Below are 15,989 nucleotides of genomic sequence, written 5' to 3' on the forward strand. Positions count from 1 at the left end.
GGGTGAGGTGAGTGAGGTGGATGAGATACGCACCGGGCCTGTCGGCGCGGCGCGGGACGCGCGATAATCCGCTGCACCTTAGCTCTCCTTCTCCCGCCCCCGATGAGACCTCCGCGCCTCGACCAACTCGACGACCTCGACCGCAACCTCGTGGCCTTGCTGCAGGCCAACGCGCGCGAGAGCGTCGCCAATCTCGCGCGTCAGCTGGACGTGGCGCGCACCACGGTGATCGCGCGCATCGCGCGGCTCGAACGCAGCAACGTGATCGCCGGCTATAGCGTGCGGCTTGGGCAGGACGTGCTCGACTCGAGCATCGTCGCGTATGTCGGCATCATCATTGCGCCGAAGCATGGACCGTCCGTGCAGAAGCGGCTCGGCAAGATGCCCGAGGTGCAGCTGCTGTGCGCGGTGAGCGGCGAGTTCGATTACGTCGCGTGGCTGCGCGCCGATTCGCCCGACCGCCTGAACGATCTGCTCGATCAGATTGGCGGTCTGGAAGGGGTGGAGCGCACCACCACGTCCATCATCCTGGCGCGCAAGATCGACCGCGGGACGGTGTGAGGCGGTGGCACCCGAACCGGTCGCGCGGCCGCCTGGCGCGTACGGTTTTTACGCCGTTTTAACAACTTTTCGACAGATCGTCTGACGGACTCGTCATAACGTCGAAGGTCATGGTCATATCGCAGCATTTTGCGCGTATGAACTGTTTTTGCTTCTCCCTAAACTGTTGCTCAAGGGTTCAGCCCGCCGGGCGCGGCGCGTAAAGCGCGGCGCACTTTCGAAGCTGGAGACAGCGAACAGCAAAACGGAGAAGAGCATGAAAGTAGCTATTGTTGGCGCAGGTTTGATCGGGCACACCATCGCGCATATGTTGCGCGAAACCGGCGACTACGACGTCGTCGCGTTCGACCGCGACCAGCACGCGCTCGACAAGCTTGCCGCCCAGGGCATCCCGACGCGCCGCGTCGATTCCGCCGATGCCGCCGCGCTGCGCGCCGCCGTGCAAGGCTTCGACGCACTGGTCAATGCGCTGCCGTACTACCTCGCGGTGAACGTGGCGTCGGCGGCGAAGGGCGCGGGCGTTCACTACTTCGATCTGACCGAGGACGTGCGCGCCACCGCCGCGATCCGCGAAATCGCCGAGTCGGCCGATCACGCGTTCATGCCGCAGTGCGGTCTCGCGCCGGGCTTCATCGGGATTGCCGCGCACGAACTGGCGAACCGCTTTTCGGAAATCCGCGACGTCAAGATGCGCGTCGGCGCGCTGCCGGAATTCCCGACGAATGCGCTGAAGTACAACCTCACGTGGAGCGTCGACGGTCTGATCAACGAGTATTGCCAGCCGTGCGAGGCGATCCGCGACAGCCGCACGCAGTGGGTGCAGCCGCTCGAAGGCCTCGAACATTTCTCGCTCGACGGCACCGAATACGAAGCGTTCAATACCTCCGGCGGTCTGGGCACGCTGTGCGAAACCCTGGCAGGCCGTGTCGAATCGCTCGACTACAAGTCGGTGCGCTATCCGGGGCACCGCAACCTGATGCAGTTCCTGCTCGAAGACCTGCGTCTGGCGAGCGACCGCGACACGCTGAAGAGCATCATGCGCCGTTCGGTGCCGTCGACCGCGCAGGACGTCGTGCTGGTGTTCATCACCGTGAGCGGTATGCGCGATGGGCAACTGGTGCAGGAAGTCTTCACCCGCAAGATCTTCGCGAAGACCGTGTGCGGCGTGCCGATGAGCGCGATCCAGATCACCACGGCCGGCGCGATGTGCGCGGTGCTCGACCTGTTCCGCGAACAGAAGCTGCCGCAAAAGGGTTTCGTGCGTCAGGAGCAGGTGTCGCTGCGCGATTTCCTCGCGAACCGCTTTGGGCAGCTGTATGAAGGGCAGTCGCTGGAAGCGGCGGCGACGGTTTGATGGGTTGATGATTTAATGGTCTGAAGGCTCTGATCCAGAGCCATGAAAACGCCCCGTGGCGACGTTGGTCGGCCACGGGGCGTTTGCTTTTGCGCGGGGGACGACACCGCGCGTTAAAGCGGTGAATTCGCCGGGTGACTAGACCGGCAACGGCCGCAGCGTCACGGGCGGCGCGCCGGCGTCGCCGATGAGGCGCTCGAGCAGGGCATCATGATCGGCCCCGGAGGGCGCGGTGTTGTTGAACATCAGCAGCTCGCCGCGAATGTCGTCGTTGGGCACGAAGCGGCGCTGACGGTAGTCGTCCCAGTTCGCGAGTTTGTACGCATCGTTCGGATCGCCCCGCGCGACGATGCGCTGCCGTGCGACCTCGTCCGAGGTATGCACCCACACGACCCGTAGTGTTATGTCTTCGCCGATGCCGAGCCATGCGCGATCGAACAGCCGCCGCTCGCGTACCTCGCGCGATAACGGCGCGACCGCGATCGCACTGACGCCGAGTTGCAGATTGTCGCGCGCGGTGTCGATCAGGCCGCGATATTCCGGGTCGCGCAGATGCTCCAGGAACAACGGACTGTCGCGATCGTTCGGATCGCCGGTCAGCATGGCCATGGCGGCCGCGCTGTAGCCGCCGTAGAGCGTGTCCTTGTCGAGCAGGCAGAACGGTTGCGCGCTCGCCCGCATCAGCGGGCCGAGCAGCTTTTTCGCGAGCGTGGTCTTGCCGGTGCCCGCGTGACCGCAAAAGAACAGCAGAGACGTCACGCAGGCGTGTCCTTCGGTGCGGCCGGCGGCGCGCCGGTCTGCGGATCGCGCGCGAACTTGCCGCCCGCTTCGAGCCACATCACGTTGATGATGCCGAAGCCCAGCGCGACGCCGATACCGAGAATCCAGGTGAAATACCACATAGCCGTCTCCTTGATCGTGGGGCCGGCCGAGCCGCCGACGAAGCGGTGCGCAAGGCCGATGCAGCCAGGTTTGCGCGCCGTCGCGCGATGGTGATGGCTCGAACGGCACGCAGGGAACCGAGGGTAAATCCGTAACGCGCCGCGGGCACGCGAGCGGCGCTTTGCAGCGATCATGAAGAAGAACGCGGCGCGGTGCAAGAGGGTGCGGCATCGTCGCTTGCGGACGGCAGGCCTGGCCCGGATTAGCCGTTCGGCCAGGGTGGCAGAAGCGCCGCGCGTTGCTATGATGCGTGGCAATGTGTGAGCGGGAGCATTCAGGATGGCAAATTTATGGGTTCATAGTGTCGACGACACCTTGTTCGACACGCTTGTTCGGGAAGCCGAAGCGAATGGACGGTCGGTGGAGGAAGAGCACCGGTTCATTCTCGAGGAAGCATTGCAGACGGTCTACAACCGCCAGTTCATCCGGGCATTGATGAGCATGCCCAACGTCGGCGAAGACGCCGACTTCGAGCGGGTCAACGACAGACGCGAGGCTCCCGTTGTATTTGATTGATACCAACGTCATCAGCGAGATCAGGCGTTGGGAGCGGGCGAATGCCGGCGTGCGGCGATTTTTCCGGCAAGCCGAGCAGGAGGGGCGAAAGCTCTATCTTTCGGTCGTTACAGTCGGCGAACTGAGGCGCGGCGTCGAGCAGGTGCGCTATCGCGGGGATCTGATGCAGGCGGCCGTACTTGAGCGTTGGATGAACACGGTGCTAAAGCGATTTGCCAAAAGCATTCTGTCGATCGACGAGATTGCGGCTCACGTCTGGGGCAAGTTGCGGGTGCCGCATTCTGAGCCGGCCGTCGACAAGTTGATTGCCGCGACCGCATTGTCGTGCGATCTGGTAGTGGTAACGCGTAACGTGGCGGACTTCGCGGGACCGGGGATACGCGTGGTCAATCCGTTCGATTGACCCGGACGAATCCGGAACGCGGCAGTCGCCTCACGCCGCACATGGCGGTTAGCAAGCCGAACGCGAAAAGACATTGGGGGAAATGCCATGCATGAGCGCCAGTTATATCGCCGTCGATCTGTTTTCGTCGCGCTTGCCGGATCCGCGGCCCTCTTTTCCCTCACCCTCGTCATCGCGCTGCTCGCCGGCTGCGCGGCCGCGCCGGCCGAGCCGGTGCCGTTCAAGCCCGTGCCGGCCGCGCGCATCCTTCAGCCCGGCTACACCGAGCGCGTCGATGGGCTCGTCGCGGTCGACGTGCGGCGCGAACGCTCGCGCGACGTGATCGTGCGATTCCGCGATGCGCTGGTCTATATCGACGGCGAGCAGGTCACGGACCTGATGAACGGCGAACACGTCGTCTTCTATCTGAGCCCGGGCGTGCATCGCATCGGCGTGTCCACGCAGTTCGATCCGGTGGTCGAAATCCGTTTCACAGTGACCGCGGATGCGCGCTATACGAACCGCGCGTCGATCGTCTTCAACGACGACCATCGCATCGGGCTGCGGCGGGTCGCGCAATAGCCGCGAAGCGCCACGCCTCGCCTTGAGCCGCCATGCGCCGCGCTTAACAATTCGATACATGCGCGTCACGCGGGGCCGATAACATGTCGGCTGGTTCGCTTCCGTATTCAAGGTAATCCGCCATGTTGATCAATTGCGCCGCCTATCAGGACGGCAGAAAGCTCGCCGATATCGACATCGAGAGCATCAGCGACTATGTCGCGCGCCCCGAGTGCTTCGTCTGGGTCGCGCTGAAAGACCCGGAGCCGGAAGAGCTGGCCGTGATGAAGGAGGAGTTCGGGCTGCACGAGCTGGCGATCGAGGACGCGCAGAACGGTCACCAGCGTCCCAAGATCGAGGAGTACGGCGAGTCGATGTTCGCCGTCATCCATACGGTCGAAATGGACGAGGCGGCCGAGCTGCTGATCGGCGAGGTGGACGTGTTCGTCGGCCGCAACTATGTGCTCTCGGTGCGGCGCGGCACGCGCGCCGGCTTCCAGAACGTGCGCGAGCGCTGCGAACGGGAACCGAAGCTGCTGAAGGAAGGTTCCGCGTTCGTGCTGTACGCGCTGCTGGACGACATCGTCGATCGCTACTTTCCGATCATCGAGGCGATGAACAGCGAGATCGAGGCGCTGGAGGACCGGATCTTCGAGCGCAACGATTCGGCCGCGTCGCGCGCGATCATCCAGGAACTGTATTCGCTCAAGCGGCGTCTCGTGATCCTTCAGCACCATATTGCGCCGCTGCAGGAGGCGGTCGGCAAGCTGACCGGCGGCCGCATTCCGAGCATCTGCGAAGGCATGCAGGCGTATTTCCGCGACGTGTACGACCATCTCGAACGGATCGTGCGCATCATCGACGGCCGGCGCGAAATGGTGGTGACCGCCGTGCAGGTGAACCTCGGCATGATCTCGCTCGCCGAGAGCGAGGTGACCAAGCGGCTCGGCTCGTTCGCCGCGCTGTTCGCGGTGCCGACCATGATCGCCGGTATCTACGGGATGAATTTCCAGAGCATCCCCGAGCTGCATTACAAGTACGGCTATCCGGTGTGTATCGGCGTGATGTTTCTCGTCGACTGCGTATTGTTCTGGCGTTTCCGCAAGGCCAACTGGCTGTAGCCGCAGGTTTTAGCCACCCCGTCGCCGCCATTTGACCGCTTCTTCAACGCAACGTCGCCGCGCGCCTCGCGTTGTCCCCGCTTGCACCGTGCGCAATAAAAGTCCAGCATAAGCGGCCCGCGCGCGGCCGAATGCGCGGCGCGTGGCAAAAAAACCAATACGCATGGACCGAGCGAGGGCCCCTTGTCAAACGCTGCCTGCCGACACGCCAGTCTGGCGCGCCGGCACGAATCGATCGAACGCATTGCAGCAGTGCGAATCGTTGACATTCCTGAAAAGCAGCGCCGAGAATGGCCAGGGCAAACGTTTGCCATTCGCCGGAAACAGGGGTCCCGCTGCAATCCGCTGCAATCCGCTGCAATCCGCTGCAATCCGCTGCAATCGGCTGCAATCGGCTGCAATCGATAACCTGGAGATACCGCATGAGCTTACGCATTCGCCGTCGTCTGCTGACGGCTGCCGTCCTCGCCACCGTCACCGCCGCTTTGCCGCTGTCGCCGGCCTTCGCGCAGGGTGCGCCCGCGCACAAGCCGAGGGTCGCGCTGGTGATGAAGTCGCTCGCCAACGAGTTTTTCCTGACCATGGAAAACGGCGCGAAGGACTACCAGAAACACAACGCATCGCAGTTCGATCTGATCACCAACGGCATCAAGGACGAGACCGATACCGCCAACCAGATCCGCATCGTCGAGCAGATGATCGTCTCGAAGGTCGACGCGATCGTGCTCGCGCCGGCCGATTCGAAAGCGCTGGTGCCGGTCGTGAAGAAGGCGGTGGATGCGGGCATCATCGTCGTGAATATCGATAACCGGCTCGACCCGGACGTGCTCAAGTCGAAGGATCTGAACGTACCGTTCGTCGGCCCCGACAACCGCAAGGGCGCACTGAAGGTCGGCGACTATCTCGCTAAAAAGCTGAAGGCGGGCGACGAGGTCGGCATCATCGAAGGCGTGTCGACCACCACCAACGCGCAGCAACGCACCGCGGGCTTCAAGGACGCGATGGCGAAAGTCGGCGCGAAGGTCGTGTCGGTGCAATCGGGCGAGTGGGAAATCGACAAGGGCAATGCCGTCGCCGCGGCGATGCTTAACGAATATCCGAACCTGAAGGCGCTGCTCGCCGGCAACGACAACATGGCGATCGGCGCGGTGTCGGCGGTGCGTGCCGCCGGCCGGCAGGGCAAGGTGCTGGTGGTCGGCTACGACAACATCAACGCGATCAAGCCGATGCTGAAGGACGGCCGCGTGCTGGCCACCGCGGATCAATACGCCGCCAAGCAGGCGGTGTTCGGCATCGACACCGCGTTGAAGGCGCTCAGCGAGCACAAGAAGCAGTCGGAGTTGTCGGGCGTGGTGGAAACGCCGTGCGATCTGGTGACGAAGTAAGGCTCGCCGGGTAGTGACCCGGTAGTTGTCCGGCCGTTGTCCGGTAGTGGCCCGGTAGTTGTCCGGTAGTCGCCGGACGAGTCGTTGCAACCGGTCTGCCGTGCGGAAAACGGCAGACCGGCGCGTGTGTTTCATTTTCCGGGCGAACCTGTAGACGCCACCGCGCAACGCCGCCGCGCGCGAATCGCGCGACCGGAGACGGCGGTTATTCAGCGTCTATTCAATAAACGCTCAAGAAAGCTTTCGTGCCGCCGTTAATTCAGAGGTAAGCGTCACGACGGTGGCTGAACGGCGAGCGGGGTCTCAGCCTTCAGCGCCCGCGCATTGCGCGCAACGGACCGTCATGACGCGTGGCCGCCGGAGCAGGCATAAAAAGCAGGCCTTCGAAGCAGGCGTGAGGTCAGGCGTTTTTCATGGGTTGAGTCTGTTTTCGACGAAGACGTCCGACGGGCAGCTGGCGAGAACTACAGGCAGGAGAACAACAGGTTATGGCGACGATCAAGGATGTAGCGGCTGTGGCGGGTGTTTCGTTCACCACGGTATCGCACGTGGTGAACAACTCGCGCCCGGTGTCGGCCGACGTGCGCGCGAAGGTCGAACACGCGATCCGTCAGCTTCACTATGTCCCGTCGGCGGTGGCCCGGTCGCTGAAGGCGCGCGCCACGGCGACCATCGGTCTGGTGGTGCCGAACAGCACGAACCCGTATTTCGCGGAGATGGCGCGCGGCATCGAGGACGGTTGCGCGCGCAATGGCTACTGCGTGTTCTTCTGCAATTCCGACGACGATCCGGCCAAGCAGCGTAACTATCTGCGCGTGCTGCAGGAAAAGCGCATCGACGGACTGATCATCGCGTCCGCCGGCGACGACGCGGTGCTCGCGCAAACCCTCGCCGATTCGCGCGAGCCGCTGGTGATCGTGGACCGCAACATCGAGGGGCTGAACGCGGATCTGGTGCAGATCGACCACGAGAAGGGCGGCTACCTCGCCACCCGGCATCTGCTGGAACTGGGGCACGTGCGCATCGGCTGCATTACGGGGCCGGTGCAGACCGCGGTCAGCGCGATGCGCGTGCATGGCTTCATCCGCGCGATGACCGAGCGCGGCATCGAGATTCCGCCGGACGCGATCGTCGAAAGCGACTTCTCGGGCACGGGCGGGCATCGCGCAGCCGCGCAACTGTTCGACACGATCCGACCGACGGCGATCTTCGCGGGCAACGACATGATGGGCATCGGCGCGCTGCGCGCCGCTGCGGAGCGCAATATCAGCGTGCCGCGCGATTGCTCGATCATCGGTTTCGACGATATCGAGCTGGGGCGTTTCACCTATCCGGCCCTGTCGACGGTCGGGCAGTCGGTGCGCGCGCTCGGCGACATGGCCGCGCAGACGCTGATCGAGCGGATCGCGGGAACGCCCGCGGACAAGTCGCGCTTGCCGGGGCGCCGCCGCGTGGTGTCGCCGCGACTGATCGTGCGCGAGTCCACGGCGACCTGGGCGGGTGCCGCGCGGCGCGATCTCGCGGCTTGATGTGGTTGCCCGATTGCCCATTGCCCGATTGTCTGATGGCAGAGGTGGCGCAGCTACCTGCGCTGCCTGCTTGCGTCGAGCCTGAATCGACTAACCGGGTCCAGTACCTGAACTAACCCCCCCGGGACGCCGGCTTAAGCCTGCGGCCTTCCGCGCGCGACACGGCGCCCTCTCCCAGCTCCTGTTTTTCCCTAACGCGTTCAGTCCCATTCCACGTCGACGCGCCGCACCCCCTCGCGGCGCGCCCGGCTTCGTTCGTCGAGACGTCCCGCATGGCCGGGCGCTCGCGGTTCCGGAACGAGCCGGCGTGCCGCCCTGTCAGCTTCTTGTAATTTCTTCCAGGTCCTTACATCTTCATTCCTCATACCATATAAAACCTTCAAGTATGCAGTTGGAATGCCGTAAACGCTGCTATTAGAGCGCCGTATCAAAAGAGCGACACGCAGACGTCACACGCTACCCCGCGCTGCGTACGCAGCCTCTCTTTTCGTTTAAGTACAGGAACAAGCATGTTGAATAAAGGCATCACGATCAAGGCGCGGATTGGCCTGACGATGGCTTTTCTCGCCGCGCTGCTGGTCGCCATCGGCGTCTTCGGTCTGATCGGCATGAGCGGTTCGAACGACGCCTACAAGGACACCTTCACCAACGCGATGCCTAGCGCCGTCGACATCGGCAATGCCGAGCTGTTCGCCGCGCGCGAGCGGCTCGCGCTCGACCGCGCCGCGTTCATGATCGGCACGCCCGAAGCCGCGCCGACGCTGGAGCGCGCGCGCGGCATGCGCGCCACCTCCGACATGTGGTGGAAGAAGTACATGGACCTGCCGCGCACGCCGGACGAAGACCGCCTCGCGCAGGAAGTCGTCGCCAGGCGCGACGCGCTGCATCAGCAACTGGACTCGTTCGCCTCGACGATCGCGGCGAACGACCAGACCAAGGTGGTCGATAACGCCCGCCGCCTGCAGGTGTCGTACAACGATCTCGGCAATGCCGACGATGCGTTGCGCAAGTTCCAGTTCACCTCGGCGCGCGACGGCTACGAGTCGGTGCAGGGCAGTTTCGCAACCTTCCGCATGGTCAGCATCGGCGCGCTGTTCCTCGACGTGCTGGCCGCGGCGTTTTCGTACCTGACCTTGAGCCGCGCGATCGGCCGCCCGCTCGGCGAAGCGCTCGGCCACTTCGACGCGATCGCCGCCGGCGATCTGCGCCGTCCGGTGGTGGTCACCTCGCGCGACGAAATGGGCCAGCTGCTCGACGGCATCGCGAAGATGCAGCGCAGCCTCACCGAAACGGTGCGTACGGTGCGTAGCGGCAGCGAATCGATCGCGACCGCCACCCGTCAGATCGCGGCCGGCAACATCGACCTGTCGTCGCGCACCGAAGAGCAGGCGTCGGCGTTGCAGGAAACCGCGTCGAGCATGGAAGAGCTGACCGGCACGGTCAAGCAGAACGCCGACAACGCCCGCCAGGCGAGTTCGCTCGCGGCCAACGCGTCGGAGATCGCCAACGAGGGCAGCGCGGTGGTCGGCCAGGTGGTCGGCACGATGGGCGATATCAACCAGAGCTCGGCGAAGATCGCCGACATCATTTCGATCATTGAGGGAATTGCGTTCCAGACCAACATCCTCGCGCTCAACGCGGCCGTGGAAGCGGCGCGGGCCGGCGAGGAAGGCCGCGGTTTCGCGGTGGTGGCGGGCGAGGTGCGCAGCCTCGCGCAGCGCTCGTCGGCGGCGGCCAAGGAAATCAAGGAGCTGATCGATACGTCAGTGGAGCGCGTGCAGTCGGGTTCGGCGCTGGTGGACGAAGCGGGCCGCACGATGACCGAGATCATCGGCGCGGTGCAGCGCGTGACCGACATCATGGGCGAGATCGCGGCAGCCTCGGAAGAGCAGAGCAGCGGCATCGACCAGGTGGCGCGCGCCGTCACGCAGATGGACGAAGTGACCCAGCAGAACGCCGCGCTGGTCGAGGAAGCGGCGGCGGCGGCGTCGTCGCTCGAAGATCAGGCCGGCAAGCTGCGTACGGCGGTCGCCGTGTTCCAGGTCGACGACGGCGGTCACAAGGCGCCGGTCGCCGCGCCGAAACGCGTGAGCGCGCCGATGAAGTCGAGCAGCGTGCGCAAGGTGTCGCGCGCGGCGGTTGCGCAGCCGGCGTCGCATGCCGGGTCGCACGCCGGTTCGCAGATGAATGCGCAGCCGGCTGGTCAAGCGGCACCGGCGGCCGCCGCGCCGCAGCCTGCCGCGCCGGTCAAGGCCGCTGCCGCGCCGCAGGCCGCCGCGCCGGCGCGCGCACCGGCCCGCGCCATGGCAACCGCCAGCGCGGGCAGCGATCAGGATTGGGAGACCTTCTGATCCGCTCGTCTGGGCCAGCATCGGGCCAGCATCGCGCCAGCGCAACATTCGTTCCCGACGGCGTGCGGTCGCAAGCCGCACCGTCGGGGATGAACCCCTCGCGCTGGCCACGGCGCTGGCCAGGTCGCTGGCCAATACGCCTCGACAGGATGCCGGACAAGCAAGCCGCCGCGTGCCTCGCACCGGCGGTTTTTTTATGACGTGCGCATGAAGTCGCCCGCGCGCGCAAGCGATTCCCTGGCGCGCGTCATGATCCGGTACATTGACGGGCGCGATCACGACGCGAGCGACGGCGAGACCGCCGCCTCGACGAAGCGCCGCATGCCGCAACGCCGCTCCCCGACTCATCCGACTCATCCGACTCATCCGACTCATTCAAACTCACGCTCAACGCGCCAGCCACAAAGGACCGACATGACGCCACACGACCTCGCGCAACGACTCGTCGAAGCCCGCCGGCAGCATCGTCTGATCGACGCGCCCGACAGCCTGCCGCCCGATGCCGCCACCGCCTATGCGATCCAGCAGGCCGTCATCGACGGTCTCGGCGACACCACCGGCGCCTGGAAGATCGGCGCCCGGGCGCCCGGCGCCGCCGCGGCGGGCGCGCCGATTCCGGCTTCGCTGGTCGCGCCGTCGCCCGTCAGGCTCGCGCACCAGGGTTTCTTCCGCGTGCTGGTGGAGCTGGAGATCGCGTTCCGTTTTTCCGAGGCGATCGAGCCGCGCGGCCGCGCGTACGCGCGCGACGAGGTGCTCGCCAAGGTCGGCGAGGTGCTGCCCGCCATCGAGATCGTCGATAGCCGCTTCAGCGAATGGCCGAACGTCGCGCCACTCGCGCAACTGGCCGATGCGCAGAACAACGGCGCGCTGATCGTGGGCCATGCGCTCGCGTATGCGGGGCTCGCGCGCGGTTTCGATTTCGTGTCGCCCGAACTGGAACTGAGCCTGAACGGCGAATCGCTGGTGCCGGAAGCGACCGGCAACCCGGCCGGCGACCCGCGCGAACTGCTCGTGTGGTTCGTCAACCATTGCGCGGCGATGGGCATCACCATCGAACCCGAGTGGACCATCACCACGGGGTCGTACGTCGGTGCTCATAAAGTGAGCAGCGCGGGCGTCGTGCGTGGTCATATCGACGGACTCGGCGAAGTGGAGGTCGAGCTGACCTGAGCTGAGCTGAGCTGAGCGACGCGCGGCGCCACATCGACCAACGCTTCGCATGCCAACGCAAACGGCCGCCCATGGGCGGCCGTTTGCGTTGCAACGTGTCGCGCGTGATGTGTCGCATGTCACGCAAGATGGCGCGATTGCCATCTTGCGCGGAACAAAATGCGTTGCACGATGACGAACGCGTTGAACACACATCGTTCGAGCCTCGACGCGGCGTCGCGAACGAAACATGTAACAGTGGGCTCGCGTTGTAGTCGAACCGCGCAGGTCGCGCGTTGAGGAAAAAAGAGGGGAGGCGTAGCGAACGCAGCGTGTGAAAAACGTGCATGATGTCCACGCTTTCAGCGACAAAGTGTGCGCGTGCAGACAAGACGTCCGGTACAGCAGTGAGATCGTTCGATCAAACTTCGTCACGCGATCGCTACGATGTGAGCGCAAGATTGTAGGTGGTCGTATGTTGGTTTCCTAGTGAGGAATGTCGGGAGGCGAATGCGGCGCGATTTTCGCAACGTAGTTCGTGAAAAAAAATTTAAAAGGGTTTAGGATGAATTCGAGCGATGTCGTTTCCGAATAGCGCGCCGCGCACGACATCGGTCTAGACTTCGGCGAGGAGGTAGCATGGATATCTACAGCAGTTTCGCGACCCGCTTCGAGAAAACGCGAGAAGATGAACTCTCGCTCGAGGAGTATCTCGCGCTCTGCAAAGACAATCCCGCCGCGTACGCCACGGCTGGCGAACGCATGTTGACGGCAATCGGAGAGCCGGAACAGATCGACACTCGCAACGATCCGCGCCTGTCGCGTATCTTCGCGAACAAGGTCATCAAGGTATACCCCGCATTCCGTGAGTTCTACGGAATGGAAGAGGTGATCGAGCAGGTGGTCGCCTACTTCCGGCACTCGGCCCAGGGGCTCGAAGAAAAGAAGCAGATTCTGTATCTGTTGGGCCCGGTCGGCGGCGGTAAATCGTCGATCGCGGAGCGCTTGAAACAGCTCATGGAACGCGTGCCGTTCTACGCGATCAAGGGCTCGCCGGTCAACGAGTCGCCACTCGGTCTGTTCGATTACGAGGAAGACGGCCCGATTCTCGAAGAACAATATGGCATTCCACGCCGCTACCTGAAAAGCATTCTTAGCCCGTGGGCGGTGAAACGCCTGCACGAATACAACGGCGACATCCGCAAGTTCCGCGTGGTGCGCCGCTACCCGTCGATCCTTCGCCAGATCGGTATCGCCAAGACCGAGCCGGGCGACGAAAACAATCAGGACATCTCGTCGCTGGTCGGCAAGGTCGATATCCGCAAGCTCGAACAGTACGCGCAGGACGACGCGGACGCATACAGCTACTCCGGTGGCCTGTGTCTCGCGAATCAGGGGCTGCTCGAGTTCGTCGAAATGTTCAAGGCGCCGATCAAGGTGCTGCATCCGCTGCTTACCGCGACCCAGGAAGGCAACTTCAAGGGCACGGAAGGCTTCGGTGCGATTCCGTTCGACGGCGTGATTCTCGCGCACTCGAACGAGTCGGAATGGAAGGCGTTCCGCAACAACCGCAACAACGAAGCACTGCTCGACCGGATCTTCGTGGTGAAGGTGCCGTACTGCCTGCGCTACGGCGAAGAAGTGAAAATCTACGAGAAGCTGCTGCGTAATTCGTCGCTGGCGAATGCGGTGTGCGCGCCGGGCACGCTGAAGATGATGGCGCAGATGTCGGTGCTCACGCGTCTCCAGGAACCGGAGAATTCGAGCCTGTTCTCGAAGATGCAGGTGTACGACGGCGAGAATCTGAAGGACACCGATCCGAAAGCGAAGTCGTATCAGGAGTACCGCGATTTCGCGGGCGTCGATGAAGGGATGACCGGCGTGTCGACCCGCTTCGCGTTCAAGATCATGTCGCGCGTGTTCAACTTCGATTCGACCGAGGTCGCGGCCAATCCGGTGCATCTGATGTACGTGCTCGAACAGCAGATCGAACGCGAGCAGTTCCCGCCGGAAACCGAACAGAAGTATCTGTCGTTCATCAAGGACGTGCTGGCCTCGCGGTACGCCGAGTTCATCGGCAAGGAGATTCAGACCGCGTATCTGGAGTCGTACTCCGAATACGGTCAGAACATCTTCGATCGCTATGTGACGTATGCGGACTTCTGGATTCAGGACCAGGAATTCCGCGACCACGACACCGGCGAGAGCTTCGACCGCGCGGCGCTGAACGCCGAACTGGAGAAGATCGAGAAACCCGCGGGCATCAGCAACCCGAAGGACTTCCGCAACGAGATCGTGAACTTCGTGCTGCGTGCGCGTGCTGCGAATGCGGGGAAGAATCCCGCGTGGATCAGCTACGAGAAGCTGCGCGTCGTGATCGAAAAGAAGATGTTCTCGAACACGGAAGAACTGTTGCCGGTGATCTCGTTCAACGCCAAAGGCTCGGCGGAAGAGCAGCGCAAGCACGAGGACTTCGTCAATCGCATGGTGACGAAAGGCTATACGCCGAAGCAGGTCCGCTTGCTGTGTGACTGGTATCTGCGCGTGCGCAAGTCGTCATGATTCGCACTGCGTGCCGCCCGCGCGGCCCGGCCGCGCGGGCGCCCTGAGCGCCGACTCCCATCGACATGCGGAGTGGCGTGGGAGCGGGCGCTGACGCGCTCACTCCCATCGACAATGGAGACCGGGCGTGCTTCATCAAATCATCGACCGCAGGTTGGCAGGCAAGAACAAGAGCATTGCGAATCGCGAGCGTTTTTTGCGCCGCGTCAAAAATTACATCCGTCGCGCCGTCTCGGAAGCGGTGCGCGACCGCAGCATCAAGGATATCCAGAACACCCAGAGCATCACCATCCCGCGCAAGGACATCGCGGAACCGTCGTTCCGTCACGGCCCCGGCGGCAAGCGGGAGATGGTGCACCCGGGTAACGCCGACTACATCCGCGGCGACAAGATCCAGCGTCCGCAAGGCGGCGGCGGTGGAGGCGGGGGCAATCAGGCCAGCAACGAAGGCGAGGGGCAGGACGACTTCGTGTTCGAGCTGAGCCGCGAAGAGTTCATGCAGTATTTCTTCGACGACCTCGAACTGCCGCGTCTCGTCAAAACCCATCTGATGGCCGTGCCGACGTGGAAAAGCATCCGCGCGGGCTGGGCGGCGGAAGGCACGCCGAACAACATCGACGTGGTCCGTTCGCTGCGCAGCGCGCTGGGACGCCGCATCGCGCTGGGTGCGCCGCTCGTCAACCAGTTACGCGAGATGGAGCGGCAACTGGAGGTGATGAAGGCCGATCCCGACGACCGCCGCGAAGAGATCAAACTGCTCGAGGAAGAGATACACCACCTGCGCGGCCGCATCTGGCGGATTCCGTTCATCGATCCGTTCGATCTTCGTTATGTGAATCGCGTGAAGCAGCCCACGCCGTCGAGCCAGGCGGTGATGTTCTGTCTGATGGATGTGTCCGGTTCCATGGACGAGCAGCGCAAGGATCTCGCCAAGCGCTTCTTCATCCTGTTGTATCTGTTCCTCAAGCGCAATTACGAGCGCATCGAGGTGGTGTTCATCCGCCACCACACGCGCGCCGAGGAAGTCGACGAGGACACGTTCTTTCATTCGACCGAAAGCGGCGGCACGGTGGTCTCGAGCGCGCTGGAGCTGATGCAGAAGGTGATGGAAGACCGCTACTCGCCGACCGAATGGAACATTTACGGCGCGCAGGCGTCGGACGGCGACAACTGGACTGACGATTCGCCGAAGTGCCGCAAGATACTCTCGGATGACATCCTGGAGAAGGTGCGCTATTTTGCGTATATTCAGGTGGCGCCCGAAGAGCAGAACCTGTGGCTCGAATATGCGCAACTGGCGTTGAGTCAGCCGCATATGGCGATGAAGAAGGTCGAGACGGCGGCGGACATCTACCCGGTGTTCCGCGAGCTGTTCGAAAAGCAGGTGGCGACTTCATGACAGCGAAGCGCCTGAGCCGAAAAGCGCGCGGTGCGGGATAGCTGACCCGATCGCCGCGCATGAAAGGCGTGCCGCAGCAGCAGGCGTCGGGGCATGCCGGGGCAGTAGCGTAATCGTCAGGATTCGCCGCTGCCGCAGCAGTCGACATCGCTGTAGCACGGGGACACACCGGAACGC

General features: G+C 63.6%; 14 protein-coding genes. 12 read left to right on the forward strand and 2 right to left on the reverse strand.

What is annotated here, in order from left to right:
* The first annotated feature begins 102 nt into the window (after positions 1-102).
* On the forward strand, positions 103-561 hold the full coding sequence (locus tag LFL96_RS08390) for an Lrp/AsnC family transcriptional regulator (protein WP_281000075.1): 459 nt from the start codon (positions 103-105) through the stop codon (positions 559-561).
* Between the two features lie 256 nt (positions 562-817).
* A complete protein-coding gene (locus LFL96_RS08395) occupies positions 818-1,915 on the forward strand; it encodes a saccharopine dehydrogenase C-terminal domain-containing protein (RefSeq protein WP_281000077.1) in 1,098 nt (365 codons plus the stop codon).
* 138 nt (positions 1,916-2,053) lie between these two features.
* Here LFL96_RS08395 and LFL96_RS08400 read toward each other — a convergent pair whose 3' ends face one another.
* Positions 2,054-2,674: an ATP-binding protein gene (locus tag LFL96_RS08400; protein WP_281000079.1), complete on the reverse strand. Its 621-nt coding sequence runs from the start codon at positions 2,672-2,674 to the stop codon at positions 2,054-2,056.
* Positions 2,671-2,817: a cytochrome bd-I oxidase subunit CydX gene (gene cydX / locus LFL96_RS08405; protein ID WP_281000081.1), complete on the reverse strand. Its 147-nt coding sequence runs from the start codon at positions 2,815-2,817 to the stop codon at positions 2,671-2,673. The genes LFL96_RS08400 and cydX overlap by 4 nt, the downstream gene beginning before the upstream one ends.
* 319 nt (positions 2,818-3,136) lie before the next feature.
* Here cydX and LFL96_RS08410 point away from each other — a divergent pair, with 319 nt between their 5' ends.
* The 10 genes from LFL96_RS08410 to LFL96_RS08455 all read left to right on the forward strand — a co-directional run bounded on the left by LFL96_RS08410 (position 3,137) and on the right by LFL96_RS08455 (position 15,812).
* Positions 3,137-3,373 (forward strand): DNA-binding protein, encoded by a 237-nt coding sequence (locus tag LFL96_RS08410; RefSeq protein WP_281000083.1) that lies wholly within the window; start codon positions 3,137-3,139, stop codon positions 3,371-3,373.
* A complete protein-coding gene (locus LFL96_RS08415) occupies positions 3,360-3,776 on the forward strand; it encodes a type II toxin-antitoxin system VapC family toxin (RefSeq protein ID WP_281000085.1) in 417 nt (138 codons plus the stop codon). The genes LFL96_RS08410 and LFL96_RS08415 overlap by 14 nt, the downstream gene beginning before the upstream one ends.
* An 87-nt stretch (positions 3,777-3,863) precedes the next feature.
* Complete coding sequence (locus tag LFL96_RS08420; RefSeq protein ID WP_281000087.1) at positions 3,864-4,337, forward strand: hypothetical protein; 474 nt, start codon at positions 3,864-3,866, stop codon at positions 4,335-4,337.
* A 122-nt stretch (positions 4,338-4,459) separates the two neighbouring features.
* Positions 4,460-5,437 carry a magnesium/cobalt transporter CorA gene (gene corA, locus LFL96_RS08425; RefSeq protein WP_281000089.1) on the forward strand — a complete coding sequence of 326 codons (978 nt, stop codon included), beginning with the start codon at positions 4,460-4,462 and terminating at the stop codon, positions 5,435-5,437.
* 422 nt (positions 5,438-5,859) lie between these two features.
* Positions 5,860-6,822, forward strand: a complete 963-nt coding sequence (locus LFL96_RS08430) for a sugar ABC transporter substrate-binding protein (RefSeq protein WP_281000091.1) — start codon at positions 5,860-5,862, stop codon at positions 6,820-6,822.
* Positions 6,823-7,310: 488 nt separating this feature from the next.
* Positions 7,311-8,351 carry a LacI family DNA-binding transcriptional regulator gene (locus LFL96_RS08435; RefSeq protein WP_281000093.1) on the forward strand — a complete coding sequence of 347 codons (1,041 nt, stop codon included), beginning with the start codon at positions 7,311-7,313 and terminating at the stop codon, positions 8,349-8,351.
* Positions 8,352-8,860: 509 nt separating this feature from the next.
* Complete coding sequence (locus LFL96_RS08440) at positions 8,861-10,702, forward strand: methyl-accepting chemotaxis protein (protein ID WP_281000095.1); 1,842 nt, start codon at positions 8,861-8,863, stop codon at positions 10,700-10,702.
* Between the two features lie 414 nt (positions 10,703-11,116).
* Positions 11,117-11,872 (forward strand): hydratase, encoded by a 756-nt coding sequence (locus LFL96_RS08445; RefSeq protein ID WP_281000097.1) that lies wholly within the window; start codon positions 11,117-11,119, stop codon positions 11,870-11,872.
* Positions 11,873-12,490: 618 nt separating this feature from the next.
* Positions 12,491-14,413: a PrkA family serine protein kinase gene (locus LFL96_RS08450; RefSeq protein ID WP_281000098.1), complete on the forward strand. Its 1,923-nt coding sequence runs from the start codon at positions 12,491-12,493 to the stop codon at positions 14,411-14,413.
* Between the two features lie 127 nt (positions 14,414-14,540).
* Positions 14,541-15,812, forward strand: a complete 1,272-nt coding sequence (locus LFL96_RS08455) for a YeaH/YhbH family protein (RefSeq protein ID WP_281000100.1) — start codon at positions 14,541-14,543, stop codon at positions 15,810-15,812.
* Positions 15,813-15,989 lie beyond the last annotated feature (177 nt).

The sequence above is a fragment of the Paraburkholderia sp. D15 genome (assembly GCF_029910215.1).
Classification (GTDB): Bacteria; Pseudomonadota; Gammaproteobacteria; order Burkholderiales; family Burkholderiaceae; genus Paraburkholderia.

Bases quoted from the DNA above. Each gene is read 5' to 3' on its own strand.
- LFL96_RS08435 (WP_281000093.1), top strand. From the start codon at position 7,311: ATGGCGACGATCAAGGATGTAGCGGCTGTGGCGGGTGTTTCGTTCACC.
- LFL96_RS08390 (WP_281000075.1), top strand. From the start codon at position 103: ATGAGACCTCCGCGCCTCGACCAACTCGACGACCTCGACCGCAACCTC.
- LFL96_RS08450 (WP_281000098.1), top strand. From the start codon at position 12,491: ATGGATATCTACAGCAGTTTCGCGACCCGCTTCGAGAAAACGCGAGAA.
- LFL96_RS08395 (WP_281000077.1), top strand. From the start codon at position 818: ATGAAAGTAGCTATTGTTGGCGCAGGTTTGATCGGGCACACCATCGCG.
- LFL96_RS08445 (WP_281000097.1), top strand. From the start codon at position 11,117: ATGACGCCACACGACCTCGCGCAACGACTCGTCGAAGCCCGCCGGCAG.
- LFL96_RS08440 (WP_281000095.1), top strand. From the start codon at position 8,861: ATGTTGAATAAAGGCATCACGATCAAGGCGCGGATTGGCCTGACGATG.
- LFL96_RS08420 (WP_281000087.1), top strand. From the start codon at position 3,864: ATGCATGAGCGCCAGTTATATCGCCGTCGATCTGTTTTCGTCGCGCTT.
- cydX (WP_281000081.1), bottom strand. From the start codon at position 2,817: ATGTGGTATTTCACCTGGATTCTCGGTATCGGCGTCGCGCTGGGCTTC.
- LFL96_RS08430 (WP_281000091.1), top strand. From the start codon at position 5,860: ATGAGCTTACGCATTCGCCGTCGTCTGCTGACGGCTGCCGTCCTCGCC.
- LFL96_RS08410 (WP_281000083.1), top strand. From the start codon at position 3,137: ATGGCAAATTTATGGGTTCATAGTGTCGACGACACCTTGTTCGACACG.
- corA (WP_281000089.1), top strand. From the start codon at position 4,460: ATGTTGATCAATTGCGCCGCCTATCAGGACGGCAGAAAGCTCGCCGAT.